Origin of the sequence: Actinomyces radicidentis, assembly GCF_001553565.1 — a bacterium.
In the GTDB taxonomy this organism is placed as follows: Bacteria; Actinomycetota; Actinomycetes; order Actinomycetales; family Actinomycetaceae; genus Actinomyces; species Actinomyces radicidentis.
Genome location: NZ_CP014228.1, coordinates 1676013 through 1702788 on the forward strand (window position 1 = coordinate 1676013; position 26776 = coordinate 1702788).

Genomic DNA, 26776 nt, shown 5'->3' on the forward strand with positions numbered 1-26776 from the left:
CGTCGGTGCCGGACGGGGCGGTCCCGGGGCCCACTCGGTCGAGTCCCCCGCCACCCGCGCGACGTCCCTCCCACCGGTCCCGACGCTGGCCGTTGGGCTCGCCTGGGAGAGAGGATGACCCCATGATCAACGGAGAGCTCATCGACCTGCGCGCCGGCGACTACGAGGCGCGCGTCGCCACCGCCGGTGCCACCCTCGTCCACCTGCGCCGTGCCGGGCGCGACCTCGTCGTCCCCTTCGACGCCGAGACCTCCCTGCCCTGCGGCTGGCAGGGCCGCGCCCTCGTGCCCTGGCCGAATCGCGTCAAGGACTCCCGCTACACCTACGGGGGCGAGGAGTACCTCCTGCCCTGCAACGAGCCGGAGACCGGCTCCGCGCTCCATGGCCTCGTCGGATGGTCCGACTTCCAGGTCGCCAGCGACACCGCCGCCGAGGACGGCACGGACGAGCCCGAAGGCGACGCACCCGACGACGCGCGCCAGCCTCTGAGCGAGGTCGCCCTCGAACTGAGCCTGCCGGCCTCCTACGGCTACCCGTGGGCGCTCGAGGTCTCCGTCCGCTTCGCGCTCGACGCCGTCACCGGCCTCACCGTGACCACCACGACGACCAACGTCGGGGCCGCCGTCGCCGCGCCGCACGTCCCGGGAGCCCCCGAGGACGACGGAGGGCAGCTGCCGGCCCCGTACGGCGTCTCGGCCCACCCGTACCTCACGCGATCCGTGCCGCTGGACGAGTGCGTCCTCACCGTCCCGGCCGCGACCGTCCTCGACGCCGACCCCGAGTCGATGGCCCCCGCGGGCCGGCGACCGATCGAGGGCACGGAGTGGGACTGGCGCGAGGGCCGCCCGGTGGGGGAGACCTCCACCGACAACGCCTACACGGGCCTGCCCGACGGCCTGTGGGAGGTCCGACTCGCCGGCGGCGAGCCCGGTACCGTCGTCATGACGGCCGAGGCGCCGTGGGTGCAGGTGTACACCGGCGAGCACCTCTTCCGCCGCGGCGTCGCCGTCGAGCCCATGACCTGCCCCCCGAACTCCTTCAACACGGGGGACGACCTCGTCACTCTCGCGGTGGGGGAGTCGCACTCATTCAGCTACTCGCTGCGCGAGGACCGCTGATCCGGCCCCGCCAGGCGGGAGCGCCGCGTCCGCCCCTGCTACAAGTCACGCCCCTGCGAACCGGGCAGGTGGTGGCACCCGCCGCCCCTTCGAGGAGACCGTCATGACCGACCAGCCCGCCTCCGTTCCCGGCACCCCCGGGGCGGTGCCCGCGTCCTGCGCGCTCGCCGACCTCGAGGTGCTCCCCGCCCGGCTCGCGCCCGACGGCGTCCTCGAGGTCCTCGTCGAGGTGACGAGCCTGCTCGCCGAGCCGAGCCGCCCCGTCGTCGCCGTGCGCGCCGCTGCCCGCGACGGTGCGCCCGAGCGCCGCCTCGACGCCGCCGTCATGCGCCTCGACCCCGCCCAGCGCAAGTGGGCCACCTTCCGTGTTCCGGCCGCGGCGCTCGCCGTCGGCGAGGGGGACGACCGCTGGACCGAGCCCGCTGAGGAGGTCCTCGTCGTCGGCGTCGAGGACGGCGACGGCCGCCTCCTACCCGAGCCGCTGCTCACGACGACGATCGCGGTCGTGGGGGAGCGGACGCCCGCACCGGCGTCATGGGAGCGTCTGCCCGAGTCCGTCACCTGCGAGGGCCGACCGGTCCTCGGCGTCGACGAGAACCTCTGCGACCCCGCCGAGCGGGACGGCTGAGCCCGGGCCCGGTCAGCGGGTGCTCAGCCCCGGTTGGCGAAGCGCTCGAGGAGCGCGGCGTCGCCGCCCACGACGAGAACGTCCTCAGCGGACACGAGCGTGTCCGGCGCGGCGTACTCGAAGGGCTCGCCCGGGCTCATGAGGCCGAAGACCGTCACGCCGTAGCGCGAGCGGATCTTCGACTCGCCGATGGTGAAGCCGACGAGCTCGCGCGGCGGGCGCATCTTGACGATGGTGAAGCCGCCCTTCTCCATCTCGATGTAGTCAAGCATGCGGCCGGAGACGAGGTGCGCTGCGCGCTGCCCGGCGTCGAACTCGGGGTAGACGACGTGGTGGCAGCCGATGCGGCGCAGGATGCGGCCGTGGGCGCGGGAGACGGCCTTCGCCCAGATCTGCGGCGTCTCGAGGTCGACGAGGTTGCCGGCGATGAGGACGCTCGCCTCCAGCGAGCTCGCGGCGCCGACGACGGCGGTGCCGAACTCGGTCGCGCCGAGCTGCTCGAGGGCCTCCATGTCCGTGGCGTCGGCCTCGACGAGCGGGATGCGGCCGGTCCACTGGCGCACGATGAGCGGGTCGGACTCGACGGCGAGCACCTCGCGACCGAGGCGGTCGAGGGTCGCGGCGACGGCCGAGCCGAAGCGGCCGAGCCCGATGACGAGGGTCGAGTCGGTGCGGTCGGTGCTGGCGGGCATGGTGCTCCTGGGGTCGTGCGAGGGGAGTCGCCGCGAGGGGTGCTCCCGCTGCCCTCACAGTAGTCGCGGGCGCCCCGGCGGTCGCTCAGCCGATGAGGGGGCGCTCGGCGGGCATGCGGATGACGCGGCGCCGCTCGCGCATCGCCAGGGCGCTCGTGGCGGTCATCGTGCCGACGCGGCCGATGAACATGAGGCCGACGATGACGTACTTCGCGCTGAGCGGCAGGATCGGCGTGATGCCGGTGGACAGCCCCACGGTCGCGAAGGCGCTGATGACCTCGAAGAGGATGCGGTCGAGGGTGAGGTCGGTCAGCTGGAGGAGGAGGAGCGTCGCGACCCCGACGATCGTCGAGCCGATGAAGGCGACGGCCACGGACAGGCGCACGGTGGACAGGGTGATCCGCCGTCCGAAGGCCTCGATGTCCCGGTCGCCTCGGGCCTCGGCCATGATCGCCAGGACGAGGACGGCGAAGGTGGAGACCTTGATGCCGCCGGCCGTCGAGGCCGAGCCGCCGCCGACGAACATGAGGGCGTCCTGGAGGAACCAGGTCGCCTCGTGCATGTGCTCGGGCGCGATGGTCGACAGCCCGGAGGAGCGCGCGTTGACGCCGTTGATGAGCGCCGTGAGGACCTTGCCGCCCAGCGGCAGCCCGCCGTAGGTGTTCGGGTTCGTCCACTCGAAGACGGCGATCGCGAGCGAGGACGCGACGGTTAGCGCCGTGTAGGTCGTCAGCGTCAGCTTCGTGTGCAGCGTCCACAGCCGCGGACGGCGCACGTGGCGCTGGATGTCGAGGATGACGGGGAAGCCGACGGCGCCGACGAAGGTGCCGACGACGATCGGCAGGCCCATCCACCAGTCGCTCGCGTAGGGGGTGAGCCCCTCCGGCATGACGACGAAGCCGGCGTTGTTGAAGATCGACAGCGCCATGAAGACGCCGTACCACAGGGCCGTGGGCAGGTCCTGCCCGTGCGTGAGGAAGCGTGGGACGAGCACGAGGGTGAGGACGCCCTCGCAGCCGAGCGCCGTGTAGATGACGGCTCGGAGCAGGCTGGCGACGTCGCCGAGCCGGGACTGGTTCTCGGAGGCGGCCAGCATGCGCTGGGTGAGGCTGACGTGCCGGGACACGGCGAAGGAGAGCAGGGAGGCGAGCGTCATGATGCCGAGGCCGCCGACGGCGGCGCCCGCGATGATGACCGCCTGCCCGAAGGTCGACCAGTACGTCGCGGTGTCCACGGTGGTGAGCCCGGTGACGCAGACGGCGGAGGTCGCGGTGAAGAAGGCGTCGATGAACGACGCCCGCTCGAGCCCCGCGGCGGTGGCGACGGGCAGGCAGAGCAGTCCGGTGATGGCGGCGATGATGGCGGCGAAGACCGCGACGGCCAGCCGGGCGGGGGCGAAGCGCGCGGCGCGCTCGACGCGGCCACGCAGCCGCAGGACGCTGCGCAGACGCGCCAGGACGCCGGCGTCCGCGTAGGCGACGTCGTCGGCTGCGACGACGGCCTCCCCGGAGGGGGCGTGGGCGCCCGTGGTGCGGCGCCGCGAGACGGCCGGGCGCACGGGGGCGTGCCAGTGGCGTCGGCCGCCACGGGTGCCCGTGGGGCGGTCGGGGGAGCTGCTCGGGGAGGGCACGGGCGTCATTGTGGCCCCCTGTACCCGCCGCTTCCATCCTCCCTGGTCGACACACAGGTGACTGGAGTGTGAGTTGCGACGTGTGTGGCGTCTGAGAGTGAGAACGACCTGTGCGACACGAGGGGTGCGGGATATATTGACCCCAGCACCGGAGCGGTCCGTGGGCGGTCCTCGAGACCCTTGCGAACGCCGTCGGCCCCGCCGCTCCGCGCCTCACTAGCAGACCTGACGACGGGACCTCAGCACCCATGGCACCGGGCATCCCCAGCTCCTCCGGCGCTTCGAGCGCACCCTCCTTCCTCACCGTGGCCGAGGTGGCCGCGATGCTGCGCGTCTCGAAGATGACCGTCTACCGCATGGTCCACTCCGGCGACCTGCCCGCGATGCAGGTCGGACGTTCCTTCCGCGTCCCCCAGCGCGCCGTCGAGGAGTACCTCTCCGTCGGCCTGGGTGACTGGGGCCACGAGGACTCGGAGTCGACCGGCTCCTGAGAGCCGGTAGGATGGGCCGGTCACCCGAGTGGCCGCAGTGACCCGTCCACGAGACCCGTCACCGATCGACCACCCGCTCGCCCGGCCCGCCGACCCCGTCGGCACCGGAGAGAGCGAGCACCCGGCACGCACGACCTAGAGGAGTCCCCATGGGATCTGTCATCAAGAAGCGCCGCAAGCGCATGGCCAAGAAGAAGCACCGCAAGCTGCTGCGCAAGACGCGTCACCAGCGTCGGAACAAGAAGTGACGGTCACCTGTTGACCCGGAGGCCCCGCACCACGGAGTGCGGGGCCTCTTCTTCTACTCTGGCACCGTGCCAGAGCGCGGGCCCGCGCCCGCCGTCCGACCGAGCACCACCAGGAGCGTCCTGAGCATGTCCGAGACCCCAGCCGCGACCCCCACCGCCCAGTACGGGCTGAGCGTCCCCGAGACGCTGGAGCAGGACGAGATGTGCATGATGCCGATCTCCGTCCACGCCGGACGCGAGGACTGGCCCGCAGGCGTCGAGGCCCTCGCCCGCCCCCTGGACCCCGCGGCCCCCGCCCCCACCACCCTCGCCGAGCTCACCACCCTCCGGGTCGGCGGCCCCGTCCGCGACTACGTCGAGACCACCACCGAGGCCGAGCTCATCGACGCCGTCCGCGCCGCCGACGCCGACGGCACCCCTCTCCTCGTCATCGGCGGCGGCTCCAACGTCCTCGCCTCCGACGCCGGATTCGACGGCGTCGTCGTGCGCGACGCCCGCACCGACGTCGACCTCTCCGCCGACGACCGCTGCGGCGGCGTCGAGTTCACCGCCGCCGCCGGCACCGCCCTCGACGACCTCGTCCGCCAGGCCATCGCCTCCGACTGGGGCGGCTTCGCCCCCCTGTCCGGCATCCCCGGCACCGTCGGCGCCGCCCCGTCCAGAACGTCGGCGCCTACGGCACCGAGGTCGCCGAGCTCATCGCCGGTGTGCGCGCCTGGGACCGCCTCGAGAACCGCCCTGTGTGGATGCCGCTGGGCGACCTGCACCTCTCCTACCGCGACTCCGCCCTCAAGCGCTCCCTCACCGACCCCGCCGTCGGCGGTGGCCGCACCTGGGGCCCCACCGGCCGCTGGGTCGTCCTCTCCGTCACCTTCGGCGTGCGCCAGGCCTCCCTGTCCGCCCCCATCGCCTACGGCCAGCTCGCCAAGACGCTCGGCGTCGAGGTCGGGGACCGCGTCGACTCGCGCGCCGTGCGCGACGCCGTCCTTGAGCTGCGCCGCTCCAAGGGAATGGTGCTCGACGCCGCCGACCACGACACGTGGTCGGCCGGCTCCTTCTTCACCAACCCGGTCCTCACCACCGAGCAGGCGGCTGGCCTCCCCGAGGACGCGCCCCGCTACCCGGTCACCGATCACACCAAGGCCATCGTCGGCACCCGCGAGGCCCCCGTCGTCGAGGGACTCGTCAAGACCAGCGCCGCCTGGCTCATCGACCACGCCGGCTTCGGCAAGGGCCACGCCGTCGGCGGCGTCCCGACCGACGAGGCCACGGCCGCCCTGTCGACCAAGCACGTCCTCGCCCTCACCAACCGCGGCACCGCCACCGCCGAGGACCTCGCCGCCCTGCGCGATGAGGTCGTCGACGGAGTCGAGTCCGCCTACGGCGTGCGCCTCGTCCCCGAGCCCGTCCACGTCGGCTGGTGAGCGAGCCCGACGGCGCGGGCGCGCCCCTCGGCGCCGCCGTCGCCCCTGACGCAGGCGCCCACGGCGACTCGGGACGGTCGGCCGCCGCCTCGCTCGTCCCCGGGGCGCTCCTCCTCGTCGTCGCCCTCGTGTGGGGCTCGACCTTCCCCATGACGAAGGACGTCCTCACTCGGATGGGGACCCTGGACCTGCTCGCCCTGCGCTTCGCGCTCGCGGGCCTCGTCTCCGGCGTCGCACTCCTGCCCGCGCTGCGCCGCGCCGACCTCGGCACGTGGTGGCGCGGCGTCGTCCTCGGCCTCGTCTACGCCGCCGCCCAGGTCACCCAGACCCTCGGCATCGACCGCGCCGCCGCCTCCGTCTCCGGCTTCATCACGGCGCTCTACGTCGTCGGCACGCCGCTGCTCGCCTGGGCCCTGTGGCGGGTGCGCCCCGCCCGCTCGACGGCGCTCGGCGTCGTCCTCGCCCTCACCGGTGCCGGGGTCCTCGGACTGTCGGGCCTGCACGCCGGAGCGGGGGAGGCCCTGCTGCTCGCCGGCGCCGTCTTCTACTCCTTCCACGTCGTCCTCCTGGGACGGTGGTCCACCGGGCGCAGCGCCTGGGCCCTCGCCGCGATCCAGATGATGACTCTCGGCGTCGCGCACGTCCTCATCGCCCTGCCCGGCGGCATCGCCGTGCCCGACCGGACCGGTGACTGGACCGCCGTCGTCTACCTGGCGGTCGTCGCCGGTCTCGGCGCCCTCGTCGTCCAGTCCTGGGCGCAGGCCCGCATGGACGCCGCGCGCGCCGTCGTCATCATGGCGCTCGAGCCCGTGTTCTCCGCGGTCTTCTCCGTGACGCTCTACCACGAGCCGCTCACGTGGCGGCTCGTCGTCGGCGGCGGGCTCATCCTCGCCGCGTCGATCGTCGTCGAGCTCGCGCCGGTGCTCGCCCGAGGCCGCCTCATGCGTGCGGCGGGCCCCGACGGGGCGGAGCCCGTGCCCGCGGCGCTCACGACCTCGATGCCCGACCGCTCCGAGGGCGACCCGCTGCCCTGAGGGGCCGGGCTCCCCGCGCGACGCGCCGTACCCGGGCCGGGAGGCGCTGCGCCGTCCACCGGCCGGCGCTCAGGCCGCAGCGGCCTCCTCGCCCGAGGTCGGCGCTGAAGCGGTCTCCGCCGCTGAGCGCTCGCCCGGGTCCGGTGACGCCAGCCACGCGTCCACCTCGGTGAGCCACGCGGCCTTCGACGTCGGCGAGGCGAGCGAGGCCCGGATCGAGCCGCGCGCCAGCTCGGCCAGCTCGGCGTCGTCGAGACCCTGCTCGCGGGCGATCGCGTACTGGTCGACGAGCCGGGACTGGAAGAGGAGCGGGTCGTCCGCGCCGAGCGCCACCTGCGCCCCGTGCTGGAGGAGCGTGCCCAGCGGCACGTCCGCCGGCCCGTGGTAGACGCCGAGGCACACGTTCGACGCCGGGCACACCTCGAGGCTGATCCCCGCGGCCACGACCCTGTCCAGCAGGGCCGGCTCCTCGCCCGTGCGGACCCCGTGACCGAGACGCGTGGGCCCCAGGGCGTCGACGACGTCGCGCACGTGCTCGGGGCCGAGCAGCTCACCCGCGTGGGGCATCGCGGCGAGGCCCCCTCGACGGGCGATCTTGAAGGCCGGCCCCCAGCTCGCCGTGTCACCGGCCCGCTCGTCGTTGGACAGGCCGAGGCCGATGACGGTGCCGGGGGCGTCGCCCGCGTAGCGCACCGCGAGGCGGGCCAGGGTGCGGGCGTCGAGCGGGTGCCGCATCCGGGAGGCGGCCACGATGACGGCAACCTCCACCCCGGTGAGCACCGTGGCCTGACGGGCGGCGTCGAGGATGATCTCGAGGGCCGGCGTGATCCCGCCGACGAAGGGCGCGTAGGAGGTCGGGTCCACCTGGAGCTCCAGGCGGCGGGAGCCCTCCGCGGCGTCGTCGAGCGCCGCCTCGAGGACGATCCGGCGCATGGTCTCCTCGTCCGTCACCAGCTGGCGGGCGGTGTCGTAGGAGCGCTGGAAGCGGAACCATCCGCGGTGGTCCGCGGGGACGCGCAGCGGGTCGCCGTCCATGATCGACGAGGGCAGGCGCGTGCGCGAGGCCTGGGCCAGGTCGACGAGGGTCTCCAGGCGCATCGAGCCCGTGAAGTGGAGGTGCAGGTGCGCCTTGGGGAGCTTCGACAGGTCGCGCATGCCGGGATTCTGCCACGCGTGCGGGCGCGCCCCGCCCGGCCGCCGCGCCTCGAGGGCGTCGTGGGGCAGACTGTGCCCATGAGCAACGCGCAGGCCCGACTCGAGCCCGAGGAGGTCGCTCTCCTCACCGGCCCGCGCGCCGCCTCGGTCCTCTCCGCCGCCCTCGCGCCCACCGGGCAGCAGCTCGTCAGCTGGGAGGTGCACTCCGTCCACCACCGCCCCGGCGCGGGCGTGAGCGTCGGCTACACCGCCGTCGTCGCCGCCCCCGGGCGCCGCCAGGTCACCGAGTACCTCTGCGCCACCACCGCCCGCCTGTCCAACCCGAACGCCCCGGGTCTCACCCGCGTCGCCCCCACGGGCGGGGACGGCCCCGTCGTCCACGTGTGGCGCCACCCCGCGGACCCCGAGCTGCCCGCGCTCGCGGTCGCCTGCACCCCCTCGATGCTCTCGCGCCGCCTCGGCGTCGCCGTCAAGGCCACGATGGTCGCCTACCGGCCCACCCGCCGCGCGGTCGTCCGCGTCACCTACCCCGACTCCTCGACCGCCTACGCCAAGGTCCTCCGCCCGGACCACTCCTCGGCCTTCGCCGAGCGCCACCGGATGCTCCGCGCCGCCGGCGTCCCCGCTCCCGCGGTCCTGCGCGACGACCCCGACGGCCTCGTCCTCCTGTCCACCGGCGCAGGAGTCCCGCTGTCCGGGCTCCTCTCGCGCGGCATGGACCGCGATCAGGCGACCCGCGTCTTCGCCTCGCTCACCGGGCTCCTCGACGCCCTGCCCGCCTCCGCCCTCCAGCTCTCCGCCCACCCGGCCTGGTCCGAGCGCGCCCGCCACTACGCCCACGCCGCCGCGACGGTCCTGCCCGAGCACGCCGCCCGCGCCCGCGCCGTCGCCGACGGCGTCGAGCAGCTCATGGCCGCCACCGACGCCGGGCCCCTCGTCCCGGTCCACGGCGACTTCTACGAGGCCAACGTCCTCATGGAGGGCGAGGGCGTCGCGAGCCTCCTCGACGTCGACTCCCTCGGACCCGGGCGTCGCGTCGACGACCTGGCCTGCCTCCTCGGGCACGTGAGCGTCCTCGACCACCTCGCCCCCGCCTCCTACCCGCACGTCCGCCCCGTCCTGGAGCGATGGACCGAGCTCGCGGAGCGGCAGGTCGACCCCGTGGCGCTGCGGGCCCGCTGCGCGGGCGTCGTCCTCTCCCTCGTCGCCGGCGCCCGCCGCGAGGACGGCGGACCCTGGCGCCCCGACGCCGAGGGGCGCCTCGCCCGGGCGGAGTCCTGGCTCGCGCAGGCCCGCGAGATCCAGGCGCGGCGCGGCGCGCACTGAGCCGGGTCCCGCCCCGGGCGCACCGTGTCCGTCACACGGCCGTGTGACGCGCGACATGAGTCTGACACGTGGCACTGCGACCCTGCCCGCATCCTCCCCATCCCCAGGGACGAAAGGGCAGACCCGTGCTCACGACCCCCACCCTCCTCGTGCCGGCGATCGCTCCGGCCTCCTTCTCCGACGGCCTCAACGCCGTCGACGGCTTCATCTGGAGCAAGTACCTCCTCATCCCGCTCCTGCTCGGCAGCGGCATCATCCTCACCTGGCGCCTGCGCGGCATCCAGCTGCGCAAGCTCGGCCCCGCCCTTCGCTTCGCCTTCCTCCAGCGCGACGGCGGCGGTGAGGCCGCCAGCGCCGAGGGCGACATCTCGCACTACCAGGCGCTCACGACGGCGCTCGCCGCGACCGTCGGCGTCGGCAACATCGTCGGCGTCGCCACCGCCATCCACCTGGGCGGCCCGGGCGCCCTGTTCTGGATGTGGGTCACCGCCATCTTCGGCATGGCCTCGAAGTACTCCGAGGCCTTCCTCGCGGTCCGCTTCCGCACCACCGACGCCAACGGACAGCAGTCGGGCGGCCCCCAGTACTACCTGCGCGAGGCCATCAAGGGCACCCCGGGCAAGGTGCTGTCGATCTTCTTCGCCTGCTCGGCCGTCCTGGCCTCCTTCGGCATCGGCTGCATGACCCAGTCCAACGCGGTCGCCGCGCAGCTCGCCAACTCCTTCGGCTGGAGCGGCTGGGCCGTCGGCCTCGCCCTCGCCCTGTGCGTCGGCGCCGTCCTCCTCGGCGGCATCGAGTCCATCGGCAAGGTGACCGCCGGATTCGTGCCCATGATGATCGTCTTCTACGTCGGCGGCTGCCTCTACATCCTCGCCGTCAACGCCTCCGGCATCCCGCACTCCCTCGGCATGGTCTTCCACGACGCCTTCACCGCCCGCGGCGCCACCGGCGGCTTCGCCGGCTCCACCCTCATGCTCGCCATCCAGTACGGCGTCGCCCGCGGCATCTTCTCCAACGAGTCCGGCATGGGCTCGGCGGCCATCGCCGCGGCCGCCGCGAGGACTAACCACCCGGCCCGCCAGGGCCTGGTCTCCATGACCCAGACCTTCATCGACACGATCATCGTCGTGTCCTGCACCGGCCTCGTCATCCTCACCACCGGCACCTGGACCGGCGACGACCCCGCCACCATGACCGGTGAGGCCTTCAGCCACGGCCTGCCCGGCACGTGGGGCCACGTCATCGTGTCCCTCGCGATCGTCTTCCTCGCCGCCTCGACGATCCTCGGCTGGGCCTACTACGGCGAGCGCTGCGTCGAGCGCCTCCTCGGCGTCCACGCCGTCATCGTCTACCGCATCATCTTCACGATCTTCGTCTTCGTCGGCACGGTCACCGAGCTGACGGACGTGTGGACCTTCGCGGACATCGCCAACGGGCTCATGGCCATCCCGAACCTCATCGGCCTGCTGCTCCTGTCGGGCCTCATCGCCCGTGAGACGAGGGCCTACCTCTTGCAGGACCCGCACCTGCGCCGTGCGGGCGACGACTTCAGCTCCGTGCCCGAGGTCGCCGACACCTCGCTGCGCTGACCGCCGCAGGGCTCCGGTCGAGCGCCCCTGCGGCCGTCCGACCGGGCCCGTCGACGGCGGAGGGGGCCGCACCCGATCGGGTGCGGCCCCCTCCGCCGTCGACGCGGTGGCGTCTCACCGTCCGGCGCTCGCCCGTTCGGGGGAGCGCCCGACGGCCGGGCTCACTGGACCTCGGCGAGCAGCTCCTGCACTCGGGTGACGCCCTCGGTGATGGCGTCGTCGCTCGTCGCGTAGGACAGGCGCAGGAAGCCGGAGGGGCCGAAGGCCTCTCCGGGGACGACGGCGACCTCGGCGTGCTCGAGGATGAGCCCCGCCAGGGTGGCCGACGAGTCGATCGTCGTGCCGCGCAGCGACCGGCCGATGAGGCCCTCGACGCTCGGGTAGACGTAGAAGGCGCCCTGGGGGACGGGGACCTCGAGACCGTCGATCCGCGAGAGCATGTCCACGATGAGGCGGCGACGGCGGTCGAAGGCCGCGCGCATCCCGTCGACCGCCGACAGGTCCCCGGACATGGCCGCGAGGGCCGCGCGCTGGGAGACGTTGGCGACGTTGCTCGTCAGGTGCGACTGGAAGTTGGTGGCCGCCTTGACGACGTCGGAGGGGCCGATCATCCAGCCCACGCGCCAGCCGGTCATGGCGTAGGTCTTGGCGACGCCGTTGAGGACGATCGTCTGCTCCGCGAGCTCGGGGACCAGCTTGACGACGTGGGCGGTCTCGGCACCGTCATAGAGGAGGTGCTCGTAGATCTCGTCGGTGATGACCCAGATCCCGCGCTCAAGGGCCCACTCGCCGATCGCGGTGAGCTCTGCGGGCGTGTAGACGGCGCCGGTGGGGTTCGAGGGGGAGCACAGGAGGAGGACCTTGGTGCGCTCCGTGCGCGCCTCCTCGAGCTGCTCGACCGTGACCTTGTAGCCCTGGTCGGCGCCGGCGAAGACCTCGACCGTGGTGCCGCCGGCGAGCGCGACGACCTCCGGGTAGGTGGTCCAGTACGGGGTGGGCAGGAGGACCTCGTCGCCCGGGTCCACGACGGAGGCGAAGGCCTGGAAGACGGCCTGCTTGCCGCCGTTGGTGACGAGGACGTCGTCGGGGGAGACCTCGTAGCCGGAGTCCCGCAGCGTCTTCGCCGCGATGGCCTCGCGCAGCACGGGCAGGCCCTTGGCGGGGGAGTACTTGTGGTTGGCCGGGTCCTTCGCGGCGGCGACGGCGGCCTCGACGATGTAGTCCGGGGTGGGGAAGTCGGGCTCACCGGCGCCGAAGCCGATGACCGGACGGCCGGCGGCCTTGAGGGCCTTGGCCTTGGCGTCGACGGCGAGCGTCGCTGAGGGGGCGATGGCGGCAAGACGGGCGGAGACTCGGCTCCTGGGTGCGGTACTCACCCCGCCATGGTCCCACGCGGACGCCGGTGCGCGCAGGCGCGTTCAGCACCCGATCGACGGGCGGCCGCGGTTGCCCGGCCTGTCGCCGGCGGGCCGGCCGGAACCTCCCCGGGCGTCCGCTCCGACGCCGCCGGACCGGTCCGTCGGCCGTGGGTGACGTGTCGCAGCCCACCTGGGCGCGATTTCCCCTGGCGGGTAGCGTGTGGCATGATCAGTTCCCGCTGAAGGGCAGTGGCGCAATTGGTAGCGCACCGGTCTCCAAAACCGGCGGTTGTGGGTTCGAGTCCCGCCTGCCCTGCTGAGAACGGCGGATCTGTCGGGAGATCCCGTCGGTTCCGTCTCTCTCGCCCGCGAGGGCGCAGACCGAACCGTCGACCCCGAGGACCGAAGAGCATGAGCGAAGGCGCGACCGTCGCCAAGGGCACGCAGGAGAAGAAGCGCGGCTTCTTCTCGCGGATCGTGCTCTTCTTCAAGCAGGTCGTCGATGAGCTCCGCAAGGTCGTCTGGCCGACGCGCAACGATCTGTGGACCTACTTCGTCGTGGTCGTCGTCTTCATCGTCGCCATCATGGCCTTCACCGGCGTCCTCGACGTCGCCTTCGACCGCCTCGTCATGTGGGCGCTCGGCTGACGCCCACGAGCGCGCCCCGAGCCCGACGACTCACCCGTCACTGAAAGCAGGTACACCGTGTCCGAGGAGACCTTCTCCGCCGAGACCGCCGACGACGAGGCCCCCGTCCTCGACGCCGAGCAGCCCGAGACCGAGGCCCAGGAGGGTCAGGACGAGGCCCTCGAGGCCGCCGAGGTCGAGGCCGAGGACGCCGTCGAGGCCCCCGCCGAGGACGCCGTCGAGGCCCCCGCCGAGGACGCCGCGCCCGCGGTCGACCCCGTCGAGGAGTTCCGCAAGCGCCTCTCCTCCCTCCCCGGCGAGTGGTACGTCCTGCACACCTACTCCGGCTACGAGCGCCGCGTCGCCACCGACATCATGGCGCGCGCCGAGAACTTCGAGCTCGAGGACTACGTCTTCGACGCCACCGTCCCCATGGAGACGGTCATCGAGGTCAAGAACGCGGGCAAGAAGAAGGAGGTGTCCCGCGTCCGGATCCCCGGCTACGTCTTCGTCCGCATGGACCTCGACGACCCGGAGACCTCCGACCGAGTGTGGCGCACCATCAAGGACACCCCCGCCGTCACCGGCTTCGTCGGCGACCGGTACAACCCGGTCCCGCTGACCTTCGAGGAGGCCGTCTCCCAGCTCGGCCCCACCCCGGAGGAGGTCGCCGCCCAGCAGGCCGAGGCCCAGGCCGCTCCGCTGGAGTCCGGCGAGGGCAGCCAGATCTCGGCCGGCGGCCAGGTCTTCGAAGTCGCCTTCGAGGTCGGCGAGTCCGTCATCGTCACCGACGGCCCCTTCGAGTCGCTCCCGGCCACGATCTCCGAGATCCACCCGGACACCCAGAAGCTCCAGGTGCTCATCTCCCTCTTCGGCCGCGACACCCCGGCCGAGCTCTCCTTCAACCAGGTCGCCAAGATCTGAGTCACGAGCCAGCGCGGCGCCGGCGGCCGACCCCACCCGGGGCGGTCGCCGGCGTCGTGTCTCACAGGCCCTGAGCCTGTGATCCCGCGCACCGGGCGCGGTCGGGCCCCGCTCGCGGGGCTAAGATCGGTCCTCGTGCGCGCGCACGTCCACCGGGCGTGCCCCACCGCTGCGCGGCAGGCGTGCAGCGTTCCGGACAAGAAGGACCCATACACATGGCCCCCAAGAAGAAGGTCGCCGGGCTGATCAAGCTCCAGATCCAGGCCGGCGCCGCCAACCCCGCCCCGCCGATCGGCCCCGCGCTCGGTCAGCACGGCGTCAACATCATGGAGTTCTGCAAGGCGTACAACGCCGCGACCGAGTCGCAGCGCGGCAACGTCATCCCCGTGGAGATCACCGTCTACGAGGACCGCAGCTTCACCTTCGTCACCAAGACCCCGCCGGCCGCCGAGCTCATCAAGAAGGCCGCCGGCGTCGCCAAGGGCTCCTCGACCCCGCACACGGACAAGGTCGGTCACCTGACCCAGGCCCAGGTCCGCGAGATCGCCGAGTCGAAGATGGCCGACCTCAACGCCAACGACGTCGAGGCCGCCTCCAAGATCATCGCCGGCACCGCCCGCTCCATGGGCATCACCGTCGACGCCTGAGCCCCGCTCAGCACCGACACCCCCCCACAGACAAGAACCGTGGAAGGGCCTGCGCGGCCCGTTCACCACGACTGCAAGGAGAAGCAGATGACCAAGCGCAGCAAGGCCTACCGCGCCGCCGCTGAGAAGATCCAGTCCGGGATCCTCTTCACCCCGGCCGAGGCCGTGAAGCTGGCCAAGGAGACCTCCGTGACGAAGTTCGACTCCACCGTGGACGTCGTCCTCCGCCTCGGCGTGGACCCCCGCAAGGCCGACCAGATGGTGCGAGGCACCGTGTCCCTGCCGCACGGTACCGGTAAGACCGCCCGAGTGATCGTCTTCGCCCAGGGCGACCGCGCCCAGCAGGCGCTCGACGCCGGGGCCGACGAGGTCGGCGGCGACGAGCTCATCGAGAAGGTCGCCGCGGGCTACACCGACTTCGACGCGGCCGTCGCCACCCCGGACCTCATGGGCAAGGTCGGCCGCCTCGGCCGCGTCCTCGGTCCCCGTGGCCTCATGCCGAACCCGAAGACCGGCACCGTCACCATGGACGTCGCCAAGGCCGTCTCCGACATCAAGGGCGGTCGCATCGAGTTCCGCGTCGACCGCGCCTCCAACCTCAACTTCGTCATCGGCAAGTCCTCCTTCACCGAGGAGCAGCTCGCCGAGAACTTCCGCGCCGCCCTCGACGAGATCCTCCGTCTCAAGCCGGCGTCCTCGAAGGGCCGCTACATCCTCAAGGCCACCATGGCCACGACGATGGGCCCGGGCATCCCGCTGGACGTCACGAAGGCCTGATCGGGCCCGAACGCCTCATCGCGCCCTGCAGGGGCGCGCCGGCGCCGGCCGCCTCCCACCCGGGAGGCGGCCGGCGCCGTTGACGTGGGCGGTGCCCGCTACAGTGGCCGCGTCAGAACCGCCCTCCGGGGAGCCCGAGATGAGACAGCCCCCGCAGCCGACGGACCGACCCGACGGCGAGCCCCCAGGGCCCGCGACCGCGGACGCGCCGGGTGCCACGGCACCGACCGGGCTCCTCGGCGCACCCACCGTGCTGCCCGTGCGGCGCCTTGGCGGCGCCTACGTCCTCGACGAGCCCATCGGCGCCGGCGCCCGCGCCTTCTACGTCGTCGCCGACGGGGCCGTGACCGTCCACGACGCCGCGGGCGAGGCGGTCGGCACCGTCACGGACGCGCCCGAGCGCGGCTCCTGGGTCGTCTCCGGCGACATCTCCCCCGAGGACCTCCTCGCGCTGCTCGGAACCCGGCCGGGCCAGTACGACGTCGCCGTCGCCGGTGAGGGCGCTCCGGTCGAGGTCGCGCTGCGCAGGTCGGAGGGCTGCAGCGCCTCCGACCCGGGCGACGTCCCGCTCGCCCTGCGGCGCCCACCAAGGGTGAGGCCTGCGTCATCACGCCCCGCGGCCTCCTCGACGACGGCGGCCTCCTCGTCTCCGCCGACCAGCCGAGCAGCCGCACCGGCGCGACCGGCGAGCACCTCGTCTCCGTCGACCTCTCGGACGGCAGCGCCGAGTGGAGCGCCGCCGGTCCCCTCCTCGGCGTCGCCGCCCCGGCCGGGAGGGACTCCGGCGACGCCGAGGGCACGGCCCGCGTCGTCGTCGAGGACGCGCACGGCGACGTCGTCGTCCTCGGACTGGCCACGGAGTGAGGTCCAGCGCGGTGCACCGTGGGCCCGGGTCGCCGCCGTCCCGGACGCGGGCCTCGCCCTGGCGGGAGCGCGGACGGAGTCCGACCGGGCCGGGGCTCCCCGCCCTGCGCTCAGCCCGCCAGCGCGCCCGCCCACGCGAGCACGGCGCCCGCCAGCAACGAGGGGCCGAGCGCGATCGCCGTGCGCCGACCCGCGCGCCCCGCCATGAGGAGCGCGAGGGCCACGACGCCCCCGATGACGAGGCCGCCCACGAGCCCCTGCACGGCCGTCCACGGGCCGGAGGTCCCGAGCCAGGTCCCCAGGACCGCCTCGAGCTTGACGTCACCCATCCCGAGGCCGGTCCGGGCGAGCGCCAGGACGAGCAGCGCGAGCCCCAGCCCCGCGCTGACGCCGAGGGCGCTCCACGCCCCGACGAGGACCGCACGGGTGACGACGAGGACGGCGGCGGCACCCAGGAGCCGGTTGGGCAGCCGGTGGACCCGCAGGTCCACCCAGCACGCCGCGGTCATCAGGACGAGGGCGGGGGAGAGCAACAGCGCCGTGCCCAGCAGGCGGGTCCCGGTCTCCCCGGCGAGGGACGCGCCGGCGGCGACGGCGAGGCCGAGGACGGCCCCGAGGAGCGCGTCGCGGAGGGGCATGCGACGACCCGAGGGGCCACGGACCGCCTCCACCGACTGCGGACTCGACGCACCCGGCGCCGCCACCGCCGCGTGCAGCGCGGCCCGGGGCGCCGTCGCGACGGCGGACCGCGTCCGCTCCCGCGCGAGGGAGCCGGCGGGCGGCGCCGCGAGCGCGCCGGCGAGCGCGGCGAGCAGGACTGCGATGAGGTCGGGCACGCGGCGAGTCTGGCACGCGCGACCGCGAGCGCGTGACGGATCGCACCGCCCTGTGGACGGCCGTGGCCTTGCCCGGCGCCCCGCAGGCGTGGTTACGTTGAGTCCTGCCAAAGACCGCAGGTCTCCCGGCCCTCCTCCGAGGATCGGGACCAAGTCCGACGACGTCGGAGCCAGCGCAGGTGAGAACGTGATCCCCGCCGTGATGACGGCGTGCGAGCCCCGTGCCACCGGCGCGGGGCTCCTTCCGTCGAAGGGCCCTGCGGATGACCACGGAAGGAGGGCCCATGGCACGGCCTGAGAAGGAAGCGGCGGTCGCCGAGCTCACGGACAAGTTCCGTCAGTCCGACGCCGTCCTGCTGACTGAGTACCGCGGGCTCAGCGTCGCCCAGCTCAAGGAGCTGCGTCGTTCCCTCGCCGGTAACGCCGAGTACGCCGTGGTGAAGAACACGCTCGCCACCATCGCCGCCCGCCAGGCCGGCTTCGAGGGCATCGCCGACGACCTCAAGGGCCCCACCGCCCTCGCGTTCGTCACCGGCGAGCCGGTGGAGGCCGCCAAGGCCCTGCGTGACTTCGCCAAGGACAACGAGCAGCTCGCCGTCAAGGGCGGTCTCATGGACGGCAACGTCCTGGACGCCGCCGCCGTCGAGAAGCTCGCGTCGCTCGAGTCCCGTGAGGTTCTGCTCGCCAAGGCCGCGGGCGCCGTGAAGGCGTCCCTGTCCAAGGCCGCGTACCTCTTCGCTGCGCCCGCCTCCAAGGCGGTCCGCACTGTCGACGCCCTGCGCGACAAGCAGGAGCAGGCGGCCTGACGGCCACCCGCGTCAACCCCATCCAACACACCCTGTGCTGAGAACAAAGACGGTGCAGGACCCCATTTCCAGGAAGGAACGCCCATCATGGCGAAGCTGACCACCGACGAGCTCATCGAGGCCTTCAAGGAGCTCACCCTCATCGAGCTGTCCGAGTTCGTCAAGGCCTTCGAGGAGACCTTCGACGTCACCGCTGCCGCTCCGGCCGCCGTTGCCGTTGCCGGCGCCCCCGCCGCCGGCGGCGAGGCCGCCGCCGAGGAGAAGGACGAGTTCGACGTCATCCTCGAGGCCGCTGGCGACAAGAAGATCCAGGTCATCAAGGAGGTGCGCGCCCTCACCTCCCTCGGTCTGAAGGAGGCCAAGGACCTCGTCGACGGCGCTCCCAAGGCCGTCCTCGAGGGCGCCAACAAGGAGACCGCCGAGAAGGCCAAGGAGCAGCTCGAGGGCGCCGGCGCTACCGTCACCCTCAAGTGAGTCCCTCCCCGATGCCGTCGGGCACCGGCCGCTGAGGTCGGATCCGCCCGCGGCGGGGAACCTCATCTCGACGAGGCCCCGTCCACCACCTGGTGGACGGGGCCTCGTCCTGCGTGCGGGGGTGTGCGGAGCCTCGCGGGGCGCGGTCGTCGCGCCGCGTGGGCGGGCGGCTCGGAGAGGTCTGCGCGCGAGGACGCCGCCCCCGGCGGGAACGGGGCAGTATGCGCGGCTGTGGCGCGAATCGCAAGAACCAATACCGGCGAGCCATGGATCGTGGTGTAGCAGGCGTGTACGCTAGCGCTTTGCGTCCATTGTGTGTACTGGCATCTCAGACGTTGCCCGACGCTCAGGCCCGCAAGCCGGGAGAGCGTTGGAACGGTGGAGCCGGTACCGGCATTGTACGCAGTGTGATCCCCGAGATGAGGGAAGGATCCCCCTTTGGCTGCCTCGCGCACCTACGCACCTACTGCCGCTGACATCGCCGCGCGTACCGCGTCGCGTCGTATCAATTTTGCGAAGATCCCGGAGCCCATGCAGGCCCCGAACCTCCTCGCCCTGCAGACCGAGAGCTTCGACTGGCTCGTCGGGAACGAGAGGTGGCGCGCCCGCGTGGACGCCGCCAACGCCGCGCACCCGGGCTCCCTGCCCGAGACGAGCGGCCTCGAGGAGATCTTCGACGAGATCTCCCCGATCGAGGACTTCGGCGAGACCATGGCCCTGTCCTTCCACGACCACCGCTTCGAGGAGCCGAAGTACACGGCCGAGGAGTGCCAGGAGAAGGACCTCACCTACTCCGCGCCCCTCTACGTCGTCGCCGACTTCGAGAACTTCCAGACGGGCGAGATCAAGTCCCAGACCGTCTTCATGGGCGACTTCCCGCTCATGACGTCCAAGGGCACCTTCATCGTCAACGGCTCCGAGCGCGTCGTCGTCTCCCAGCTCGTCCGCTCCCCGGGCGTCTACTTCGAGCGCACCACCGAGAAGGCCACGGACAAGTACGTCTACAACGTCAAGTTCATCCCCTCGCGCGGTGCCTGGCTCGAGTTCGAGATCGACAAGAACGACCACGTCGCCGTCCGCGTCGACCGCAAGCGCAAGCAGGACATCACCGTCTTCCTCCTCGCCCTGGGCATGGACGAGGCCGAGATCCGCGAGGAGTTCAAGGACTACCCGGTCCTCACCTCCGCCCTCGACGAGGACCGCAAGGTCACCACGCAGGACGAGGCCCTCCTCGACATCTACAAGAAGATCCGTCCGGGCGAGCCGCCGAGCGTCGAGGCCGGCCGCACCCTGCTGGAGAACTTCTACTTCAACGCCAAGCGCTACGACCTCGCCAAGGTCGGCCGCTACAAGATCAACAAGAAGCTCGGCCTCACCGCCGACCTCACCGAGTCGGTCCTCCGCATCGAGGACATCGTCGCGGCCCTCAAGTACCTCCTCGCGCTGCACGCCGGCGCCGAGACGGTCGAGGGCGTCCGCAACGGCGAGATCACCGACATCGCCGTCGAGTACGACGACATCGACCACCTCGGCAACCGCCGCATCCGCCAGGTCGGCGAGCTCATCCAGTCGCAGGTACGCACCGGCATGAGCCGCATGGAGCGTCAGGTGCGCGAGCGCATGACCACCCAGGACGTCGAGGCCATCACGCCGAACACCCTCATCAACATCCGGCCCGTGACCGCCGCGATCAAGGAGTTCTTCGGAACCTCCCAGCTCTCGCAGTTCATGGACCAGAACAACCCGCTGGCCGGCATGACGCACAAGCGCCGCCTGTCCGCGCTGGGCCCCGGCGGCCTCTCCCGCGAGCGCGCCTCCATGGAGGTCCGCGACGTCCACACCTCGCACTACGGCCGCATGTGCCCCATCGAGTCCCCCGAGGGCCCGAACATCGGCCTCATCGGCTCGCTGGCGACCTACGCCCGCGTCAACCCCTTCGGCTTCATCGAGACGCCGTACCGCGTGGTCAAGGACGGCCTCGTCACCGACGAGACCCACTACCTCACGGCCGACGACGAGGACCGCCACATCATCGCCCAGGCGAACGTCGAGCTGACCGACGACAACCGCTTCGCCGAGGACCACGTGCTCTGCCGCGTCACCGGCGGCGAGCCGGCCCTCGTCGAGGCCTCGCAGGTCGACCTCATGGACGTCTCGCCCCGCCAGATGGTCTCCGTAGGCACCTCGCTCATCCCGTTCCTCGAGCACGACGACGCGAACCGAGCCCTCATGGGTGCGAACATGCAGCGCCAGGCCGTGCCGCTCATCCGTCCCGACGCCCCGCTCGTGGGCACCGGCATGGAGCGCCGCACCGCCGTCGACGCGTGCGACGTCCTCGTCGCCACCAAGGGCGGCGTCGTCACCGAGGTCTGCGCAGACTTCGTCCGCGTGGCCAACGACGACGGCACCGAGACCGTCTACAAGGTCGCGAAGTTCCGCCGCTCCAACCAGGGCAACTGCTACAACCAGCGCGTCGTGGCCACGGAGGGCGAGCGCGTCGAGGAGGGCTCCGTCCTCGCCGACGGCCCCGCCACCGAGGGCGGCGACCTCGCGCTCGGCCAGAACCTCCTCGTCGCCTTCATGTCGTGGGAGGGCCTCAACTACGAGGACGCCATCATCGTGTCCCAGCGGGTCGTCTCCGAGGACCTGCTCACCTCGATCCACATCGAGGAGCACGAGGTCGACGCCCGCGACACCAAGCTCGGTGCCGAGGAGATCACCCGCGACATCCCCAACGTCTCCGAGGAGACGCTGGCCAACCTCGACGAGCGCGGCATCATCCGCATCGGCGCCGAGGTCCGCTCCGGCGACATCCTCGTCGGCAAGGTCACCCCGAAGGGAGAGACCGAGCTGACCAGCGAGGAGCGCCTCCTGCGCGCCATCTTCGGTGAGAAGGCCCGCGAGGTCCGTGACACCTCCCTGCGCGTCCCGCACGGCGAGTACGGCATCGTCACCGGCGTGCGCGAGTTCGACGCCTCCAGCGAGGACGCCGAGCTCCCGGCCGGCGTCAACCGCATGGTCCGCGTCTACATCGCGCAGCGCCGCAAGATCACGGTCGGCGACAAGCTCTCCGGCCGCCACGGCAACAAGGGCGTCATCTCCAAGATCAACCCGATCGAGGACATGCCCTTCCTCGCCGACGGCACCCCGGTCGACGTCATCCTCAACCCGCTCGGCGTGCCGAGCCGCATGAACGTCGGCCAGGTTCTCGAGCTGCACCTCGGCTGGGTCGCCTCCCGCGGCTGGGACGCCACCGCCGCCCGCGAGGCCGGCGAGGAGTGGGCCGTCCGCCTGCCGGAGAACGGCGTCAAGGCCGAGCCGCGCACCCCCGTCGCCACCCCGGTGTTCGACGGCGTCCGCGACGACGAGCTCATGGGTCTGCTCGACTCCACGCTCCCGAACCGCGACGGCATCCAGCTCGTCCAGCCCAACGGCAAGGCCCGTCTCTTCGACGGCAGGTCCGGTGAGCCCTTCCCGTACCCGATCTCGGTCGGCTACATGTACATCCTCAAGCTCCACCACCTGGTGGACGACAAGATCCACGCCCGCTCCACCGGTCCGTACTCGATGATCACCCAGCAGCCGCTCGGCGGCAAGGCGCAGTTCGGCGGTCAGCGCTTCGGCGAGATGGAGGTGTGGGCCATGGAGGCGTACGGCGCCGCCCACGCCCTCCAGGAGATCCTCACCGTCAAGTCCGACGACGTGAACGGCCGCGTCAAGGTCTACGAGGCCATCGTCAAGGGCGAGGACATCCCCGACCCCGGCATCCCCGAGTCCTTCAAGGTGCTCATGAAGGAGATGCAGTCGCTGTGCCTGAACGTCGAGGCGCTCGACCACGAGGGCAACGTCATCGGCCTGGACGACACGGACGACGACGGCCGCCGCGCCTCCGAGGAGCTCGGCTTCGACCTGGGCCGCCGCCCGGGCGGCGCCACCGCCTCGACGGTGGACGAGATCTGACCGAACCCACAGGCCCCGGTCGAGGGGCGGGGGAGCGGCTCACCCGCTGAGCCCCCGCCCGCCCCTCCCGGGAGCCCACGGGCCCCGCCGTCGTCGTGGAACCACGACTGCGGGCAGCCCCCACAGACACCTGAGCTGACATTTCATTCGGAAGTAGGAACTGTGCTCGACGCCAACGTCTTCGACAGGATCCAGCTCGGCCTCGCCACCGCTGAGGACATCAAGTCCTGGTCCCACGGTGAGGTCAAGAAGCCCGAGACCATCAACTACCGCACCCTCAAGCCGGAGAAGGACGGACTCTTCTGCGAGAAGATCTTCGGCCCCACCCGCGACTGGGAGTGCGCCTGCGGCAAGTACAAGCGCGTGCGCTACAAGGGCATCGTCTGCGAGCGCTGCGGCGTCGAGGTGACCCGCTCCAAGGTCCGCCGCGAGCGCATGGCCCACATCAAGCTGGCCGCCCCCGTCACCCACATCTGGTACTTCAAGGGCGTCCCCTCGCGCCTGGGCTACCTGCTCAACCTCGCGCCGAAGGACCTCGAGAAGGTCATCTACTTCGCCGCCTACATGGTCACCGAGGTCGACGAGGAGGGCCGTCACGACGACCTCCCGTCCCTCCGCGCCGAGCTCGAGGTCAAGAAGCAGCACGTCGAGGAGGCCGGCGAGGCCGACGTCGAGGCCCGCCAGAAGCGCCTCGAGGAGGACCTCGCCCAGCTCGAGGCCGAGGGCGCCGAGCAGGTCCAGCGCGACAAGGTCCGCAAGACCGCCGAGCGCGAGATGGGCGCCCTGCGCCGCAAGAACACCCGCACCCTCGAGCACATGGACAAGGTGTGGGACCGCTTCGTGTCCCTCAAGGTCGGAGACCTCGAGGGCGACGAGGTCCTGTACCGCGACATGGTCGCGGACTACGGCATCTACTTCAAGGGCGCCATGGGTGCGGAGGCCATCCAGTCCCGCCTGCGCACCTTCGACCTGGACGCCGAGGCCGAGTCCCTCTCCGAGATCGTCGCCAACGGCACCGGCCAGCGCAAGACCCGCGCCATCAAGCGCCTCAAGGTCATCAACGCCTTCCGCATCACCGGCACCGCCCCCGAGGCGATGGTCCTGGACAACATCCCGGTCATCCCGCCGGACCTGCGCCCCATGGTCCAGCTGGACGGCGGCCGCTTCGCGACCTCCGACCTCAACGACCTCTACCGCCGCGTCATCAACCGCAACAACCGCCTCAAGCGGCTCATGGACCTCGGCGCCCCGACGATCATCGTCAACAACGAGAAGCGCATGCTCCAGGACGCCGTCGACGCCCTGTTCGACAACGGCCGCCGCGGCCGCCCGGTCACGGGCGTCGGCAACCGCCCGCTGAAGTCCCTGTCCGACATGCTCAAGGGCAAGCAGGGCCGCTTCCGCCAGAACCTCCTGGGCAAGCGTGTCGACTACTCGGGCCGCTCGGTCATCGTCGTCGGCCCCCAGCTCAAGCTGCACCAGTGCGGACTGCCGAGCGTCATGGCCCTCGAGCTCTTCAAGCCCTTCGTCATGAAGCGCCTCGTCGAGCTCAAGGAGGCCCAGAACGTCAAGGCCGCCAAGCGCATGGTCGAGCGCCAGAACCCCAAGGTGTGGGACGTCCTGGCCGAGGTCATCCGCGAGCACCCGGTGCTCCTCAACCGCGCCCCCACGCTGCACCGCCTGGGCATCCAGGCCTTCGAGCCGCAGCTCATCGAGGGCAAGGCCATGCAGCTCCACCCGCTCGTGTGCGGCGCCTTCAACGCCGACTTCGACGGCGACCAGATGGCGATCCACCTGCCGCTGGGCGCCGAGGCGCAGGCCGAGGCCCGCGTCCTCATGCTCTCGAGCAACAACATCCTCAAGCCGTCCGACGGCCGCCCGGTCACCATGCCCTCGCAGGACATGATCATCGGCACCTACTACCTCACGAACACGCCGGACCCGGCCGTCGAGGTGGACGAGGACGCCGAGGGCAACGCGGTCGTCCCGGCCTTCTCCTCCTTCGCGGAGGCGATCATGGCCCACGACTTCGGCTTCCTCGACATGAACGCCACGGCGGACATCCGCTTCGAGGAGGGCGTCACGCCCCCCGAGGACTGGGAGGCCCCCGAGGACTACGAGGAGGGCGACCCGATCACCCTGCGCACGAGCCTGGGCCGCGCCATCTTCAACACCGGGCTCCCGGAGTCCTTCCCGTACGTCAACGACGTCGTGGACAAGAAGCGGCTGGGGAACATCATCAACACCCTGGCCGAGTCCTACCCGCGCGTGGACGTCGCCGCCTCGCTGGACGCCCTCAAGTCCAACGGCTTCCACTGGTCCACCTGGTCCGGCATCACCGTCGCCTTCGCGGACGTCGTCTCCCCGGCCTCCAAGCCGGAGATCCTCGCCCGCTACGAGGCCGAGGCCGCCGAGATCGAGGAGCAGTTCGAGCTCGGCGCCCTCACCGAGGAGGACCGCTACTCCTCCCTCATCGACATCTGGACGAAGGCCACCAACGAGGTCGCCGACGCCATGCGCGAGAACTTCCCGGAGCGCAACACCGTCTTCCAGATGGTCTCCTCCGGCGGTCGAGGCAACTGGGACCAGATCCGTCAGCTCGCCGGCATGCGCGGCCTCGTGGCCGACCCTAAGCAGCGCCTCATCGAGCGCCCGATCAAGTCGAACTACCGCGAGGGCCTGTCCGTCCTCGAGTACTTCATCGCGACCCACGGCGCCCGCAAGGGCCTCGCGGACACCGCGCTGCGCACGGCCGACTCCGGCTACCTGACCCGTCGTCTCGTCGACGTCTCCCAGGACGTCATCGTCCGCGAGGACGACTGCGGCACCCGCAAGGGCCTCACCAAGCGGATCTTCTCCTGGAAGGAGATCGACGGCGAGCGTGTCAAGGAGCCCAGCGAGATCCTTGGCACCACCGTCTACGGCACCACGCTCGCGCGCGACGCCGTCGACGCCGAGGGCAACGTCGTCATCGAGGCCGGCACCGACCTCGGCGACGCCGAGATCCAGGCCGCCATCGGGGCCGGGATCGAGGAGGTCACCTGCCGCTCGGTCCTCACCTGCGACTCCCAGGTCGGCACCTGCGCCGCCTGCTACGGCCGCTCGCTGGCCTCCGGCAAGCGCGTCGACATCGGTGAGGCCGTCGGCATCATCGCGGCCCAGTCCATCGGCGAGCCCGGCACGCAGCTCACCATGCGCACCTTCCACACCGGTGGTGCGGCCGGCGCCGCCGACATCACGCAGGGCCTTCCCCGCGTGCAGGAGCTCTTCGAGGCCCGCACCCCGAAGGGCGAGGCCGCCGTGGCCGAGGCCGCCGGCACCGTCAAGATCGAGGACGACGCCGAGGGCAAGCGCCTCGTCGTCACCCGCGACGACGGCGAGGAGGACCTCGTGGTCCCCGTCTCGCGCCGCCAGCGCCTGCTGGTCACCGACGGCGACCACGTGGAGCCGGGCGACGCCCTCACCGAGGGCCCGATCGACCCCAAGAAGGTCCTGCGCCTGCGCAGCGTCGGCGCCACCCAGCGCCACCTCGTCGACGAGGTCCAGGAGGTCTACCGCTCCCAGGGCGTGGACATTCACTCCAAGCACATCGAGGTCATCGTGCGCCAGATGCTGCGCCGCGTGACTATCCTCGAGGCGGGGGACACGAACCTCCTCCAGGGCGACCTGGTGGACGTCATGAACTTTCGCGCCGAGAACCGCCGCGTCATGGCCGAGGGCGGCAAGCCCGCCTCAGCCCGTACGGAGCTCATGGGCATCACGAAGGCCTCGCTGGCCACGGACTCCTGGCTGTCCGCCGCCTCCTTCCAGGAGACGACGCGCGTCCTCACCGAGGCCGCCATGAACGGCAAGTCCGACCCGCTCCTGGGGCTCAAGGAGAACGTCATCCTCGGAAAGCTCATCCCGGCCGGCACGGGCCTGTCGCGCTACTCGGACATCGAGGTCGAGCCCACCGAGGAGGTCAAGCAGGAGGTCTTCTCCCGCACCGGCTACAACGACGACGTCTTCGGCGTCGGCGACTCGGTCGCCCTGGACGACTTCTCCTTCGGCGGCGACTTCCGCGCGGACTTCTCCGACGACTTCCGCACCGGCTTCCACGGCGGCGAGGACTACCAGTTCTGACCCGCTCCCGGCGCGGCCGTCCGCCGCGCTGAACCGGACCCACGGA

21 protein-coding genes, 1 tRNA gene and 1 pseudogene are annotated in these 26776 nt (G+C 72.0%); 17 read left to right on the forward strand and 6 right to left on the reverse strand.

Annotated elements, in window-relative coordinates:
* Positions 1 to 122 precede the first annotated feature (122 nt).
* The gene (locus AXF14_RS07045) at positions 123 to 1118 is read left to right on the forward strand and encodes an aldose epimerase family protein (protein ID WP_067941991.1); all 996 of its coding nucleotides are present in this window, start codon (positions 123 to 125) and stop codon (positions 1116 to 1118) included.
* A gap of 103 nt (positions 1119 to 1221) precedes the next feature.
* Complete coding sequence (locus AXF14_RS07050; protein WP_067941993.1) at positions 1222 to 1746, forward strand: hypothetical protein; 525 nt, start codon at positions 1222 to 1224, stop codon at positions 1744 to 1746.
* A gap of 23 nt (positions 1747 to 1769) precedes the next feature.
* Here AXF14_RS07050 and AXF14_RS07055 read toward each other — a convergent pair whose 3' ends face one another.
* Together AXF14_RS07055 and AXF14_RS07060 are read right to left on the reverse strand one after the other, a co-directional pair.
* Positions 1770 to 2438 (reverse strand): potassium channel family protein, encoded by a 669-nt coding sequence (locus AXF14_RS07055; protein ID WP_067941995.1) that lies wholly within the window; start codon positions 2436 to 2438, stop codon positions 1770 to 1772.
* 85 nt (positions 2439 to 2523) lie between these two features.
* On the reverse strand, positions 2524 to 4077 hold the full coding sequence (locus AXF14_RS07060; protein WP_084355436.1) for a TrkH family potassium uptake protein: 1554 nt from the start codon (positions 4075 to 4077) through the stop codon (positions 2524 to 2526).
* Positions 4078 to 4316: 239 nt separating this feature from the next.
* Here AXF14_RS07060 and AXF14_RS07065 point away from each other — a divergent pair, with 239 nt between their 5' ends.
* The 4 genes and pseudogenes from AXF14_RS07065 (at position 4317) to AXF14_RS07075 (ending at position 7265) form a co-directional block, all read left to right on the forward strand.
* On the forward strand, positions 4317 to 4559 hold the full coding sequence (locus AXF14_RS07065) for a helix-turn-helix domain-containing protein (protein ID WP_067941998.1): 243 nt from the start codon (positions 4317 to 4319) through the stop codon (positions 4557 to 4559).
* A gap of 149 nt (positions 4560 to 4708) precedes the next feature.
* On the forward strand, positions 4709 to 4807 hold the full coding sequence (locus tag AXF14_RS13270; protein WP_003792170.1) for a 30S ribosomal protein bS22: 99 nt from the start codon (positions 4709 to 4711) through the stop codon (positions 4805 to 4807).
* A gap of 201 nt (positions 4808 to 5008) precedes the next feature.
* Positions 5009 to 6231 (forward strand): annotated as a pseudogene (locus AXF14_RS07070) (UDP-N-acetylmuramate dehydrogenase).
* Positions 6228 to 7265: a DMT family transporter gene (locus tag AXF14_RS07075; protein WP_067942000.1), complete on the forward strand. Its 1038-nt coding sequence runs from the start codon at positions 6228 to 6230 to the stop codon at positions 7263 to 7265. Before AXF14_RS07070 ends, AXF14_RS07075 begins: the two are co-directional and overlap by 4 nt.
* Before the next feature lie 69 nt (positions 7266 to 7334).
* Here the strand turns inward: AXF14_RS07075 and AXF14_RS07080 are convergent, their stop codons facing one another.
* A complete protein-coding gene (locus tag AXF14_RS07080) occupies positions 7335 to 8420 on the reverse strand; it encodes an adenosine deaminase (protein ID WP_067942003.1) in 1086 nt (361 codons plus the stop codon).
* A gap of 78 nt (positions 8421 to 8498) precedes the next feature.
* Between AXF14_RS07080 and AXF14_RS07085 the strand changes: the two genes are divergently transcribed.
* Positions 8499 to 9746, forward strand: a complete 1248-nt coding sequence (locus AXF14_RS07085) for a phosphotransferase (protein WP_067942005.1) — start codon at positions 8499 to 8501, stop codon at positions 9744 to 9746.
* Positions 9747 to 9871: 125 nt separating this feature from the next.
* Positions 9872 to 11335, forward strand: coding sequence for an alanine/glycine:cation symporter family protein (locus AXF14_RS07090; protein ID WP_067942007.1), 1464 nt, complete (start codon positions 9872 to 9874; stop codon positions 11333 to 11335).
* Positions 11336 to 11496: 161 nt separating this feature from the next.
* Here the strand turns inward: AXF14_RS07090 and AXF14_RS07095 are convergent, their stop codons facing one another.
* Positions 11497 to 12711 (reverse strand): pyridoxal phosphate-dependent aminotransferase, encoded by a 1215-nt coding sequence (locus tag AXF14_RS07095; protein WP_067942009.1) that lies wholly within the window; start codon positions 12709 to 12711, stop codon positions 11497 to 11499.
* A gap of 225 nt (positions 12712 to 12936) precedes the next feature.
* On the opposite strand from AXF14_RS07095, the gene AXF14_RS07100 reads away from it, so the two are divergent.
* The 5 genes from AXF14_RS07100 to rplA all read left to right on the forward strand — a co-directional run bounded on the left by AXF14_RS07100 (position 12937) and on the right by rplA (position 15668).
* Positions 12937 to 13009, forward strand: a tRNA-Trp gene (locus AXF14_RS07100).
* Between the two features lie 95 nt (positions 13010 to 13104).
* Entirely contained in the window at positions 13105 to 13341 is a 237-nt protein-coding gene (gene secE / locus AXF14_RS07105) for a preprotein translocase subunit SecE (protein WP_067942011.1), read from the forward strand.
* Positions 13342 to 13398: 57 nt separating this feature from the next.
* Positions 13399 to 14244 (forward strand): transcription termination/antitermination protein NusG, encoded by an 846-nt coding sequence (gene nusG / locus AXF14_RS07110; RefSeq protein WP_067942013.1) that lies wholly within the window; start codon positions 13399 to 13401, stop codon positions 14242 to 14244.
* A gap of 215 nt (positions 14245 to 14459) precedes the next feature.
* Positions 14460 to 14891 (forward strand): 50S ribosomal protein L11, encoded by a 432-nt coding sequence (gene rplK / locus AXF14_RS07115; RefSeq protein WP_067942015.1) that lies wholly within the window; start codon positions 14460 to 14462, stop codon positions 14889 to 14891.
* Positions 14892 to 14978: 87 nt separating this feature from the next.
* On the forward strand, positions 14979 to 15668 hold the full coding sequence (gene rplA, locus AXF14_RS07120; RefSeq protein ID WP_067942017.1) for a 50S ribosomal protein L1: 690 nt from the start codon (positions 14979 to 14981) through the stop codon (positions 15666 to 15668).
* Positions 15669 to 15989: 321 nt separating this feature from the next.
* On the opposite strand, the gene AXF14_RS13960 is transcribed toward rplA, so the two are convergent.
* Together AXF14_RS13960 and AXF14_RS07130 are read right to left on the reverse strand one after the other, a co-directional pair.
* Positions 15990 to 16496 (reverse strand): hypothetical protein, encoded by a 507-nt coding sequence (locus tag AXF14_RS13960; protein ID WP_067942020.1) that lies wholly within the window; start codon positions 16494 to 16496, stop codon positions 15990 to 15992.
* A gap of 146 nt (positions 16497 to 16642) precedes the next feature.
* On the reverse strand, positions 16643 to 17368 hold the full coding sequence (locus AXF14_RS07130) for a prepilin peptidase (RefSeq protein ID WP_067942022.1): 726 nt from the start codon (positions 17366 to 17368) through the stop codon (positions 16643 to 16645).
* A gap of 284 nt (positions 17369 to 17652) precedes the next feature.
* Here AXF14_RS07130 and rplJ point away from each other — a divergent pair, with 284 nt between their 5' ends.
* The 4 genes from rplJ to AXF14_RS07150 all read left to right on the forward strand — a co-directional run bounded on the left by rplJ (position 17653) and on the right by AXF14_RS07150 (position 26730).
* Positions 17653 to 18174, forward strand: coding sequence for a 50S ribosomal protein L10 (gene rplJ / locus AXF14_RS07135; protein WP_067942024.1), 522 nt, complete (start codon positions 17653 to 17655; stop codon positions 18172 to 18174).
* An 87-nt stretch (positions 18175 to 18261) separates the two neighbouring features.
* Entirely contained in the window at positions 18262 to 18648 is a 387-nt protein-coding gene (rplL, locus tag AXF14_RS07140; protein ID WP_067942026.1) for a 50S ribosomal protein L7/L12, read from the forward strand.
* A 438-nt stretch (positions 18649 to 19086) separates the two neighbouring features.
* Positions 19087 to 22608 (forward strand): DNA-directed RNA polymerase subunit beta, encoded by a 3522-nt coding sequence (rpoB, locus tag AXF14_RS07145; RefSeq protein ID WP_067942029.1) that lies wholly within the window; start codon positions 19087 to 19089, stop codon positions 22606 to 22608.
* A 162-nt stretch (positions 22609 to 22770) separates the two neighbouring features.
* Positions 22771 to 26730: a DNA-directed RNA polymerase subunit beta' gene (locus tag AXF14_RS07150; protein ID WP_067942031.1), complete on the forward strand. Its 3960-nt coding sequence runs from the start codon at positions 22771 to 22773 to the stop codon at positions 26728 to 26730.
* The last annotated feature ends 46 nt before the right edge of the window (positions 26731 to 26776 follow it).

Bases quoted from the DNA above. Each gene is read 5' to 3' on its own strand.
- AXF14_RS07055 (WP_067941995.1), bottom strand. From the start codon at position 2,438: ATGCCCGCCAGCACCGACCGCACCGACTCGACCCTCGTCATCGGGCTC.
- rplA (WP_067942017.1), top strand. From the start codon at position 14,979: ATGACCAAGCGCAGCAAGGCCTACCGCGCCGCCGCTGAGAAGATCCAG.
- AXF14_RS13270 (WP_003792170.1), top strand. From the start codon at position 4,709: ATGGGATCTGTCATCAAGAAGCGCCGCAAGCGCATGGCCAAGAAGAAG.
- AXF14_RS07065 (WP_067941998.1), top strand. From the start codon at position 4,317: ATGGCACCGGGCATCCCCAGCTCCTCCGGCGCTTCGAGCGCACCCTCC.
- rplJ (WP_067942024.1), top strand. From the start codon at position 17,653: ATGGCACGGCCTGAGAAGGAAGCGGCGGTCGCCGAGCTCACGGACAAG.
- secE (WP_067942011.1), top strand. From the start codon at position 13,105: ATGAGCGAAGGCGCGACCGTCGCCAAGGGCACGCAGGAGAAGAAGCGC.
- AXF14_RS07050 (WP_067941993.1), top strand. From the start codon at position 1,222: ATGACCGACCAGCCCGCCTCCGTTCCCGGCACCCCCGGGGCGGTGCCC.
- AXF14_RS07080 (WP_067942003.1), bottom strand. From the start codon at position 8,420: ATGCGCGACCTGTCGAAGCTCCCCAAGGCGCACCTGCACCTCCACTTC.
- rplL (WP_067942026.1), top strand. From the start codon at position 18,262: ATGGCGAAGCTGACCACCGACGAGCTCATCGAGGCCTTCAAGGAGCTC.
- AXF14_RS07060 (WP_084355436.1), bottom strand. From the start codon at position 4,077: ATGACGCCCGTGCCCTCCCCGAGCAGCTCCCCCGACCGCCCCACGGGC.
- AXF14_RS07045 (WP_067941991.1), top strand. From the start codon at position 123: ATGATCAACGGAGAGCTCATCGACCTGCGCGCCGGCGACTACGAGGCG.
- rplK (WP_067942015.1), top strand. From the start codon at position 14,460: ATGGCCCCCAAGAAGAAGGTCGCCGGGCTGATCAAGCTCCAGATCCAG.
- AXF14_RS07085 (WP_067942005.1), top strand. From the start codon at position 8,499: ATGAGCAACGCGCAGGCCCGACTCGAGCCCGAGGAGGTCGCTCTCCTC.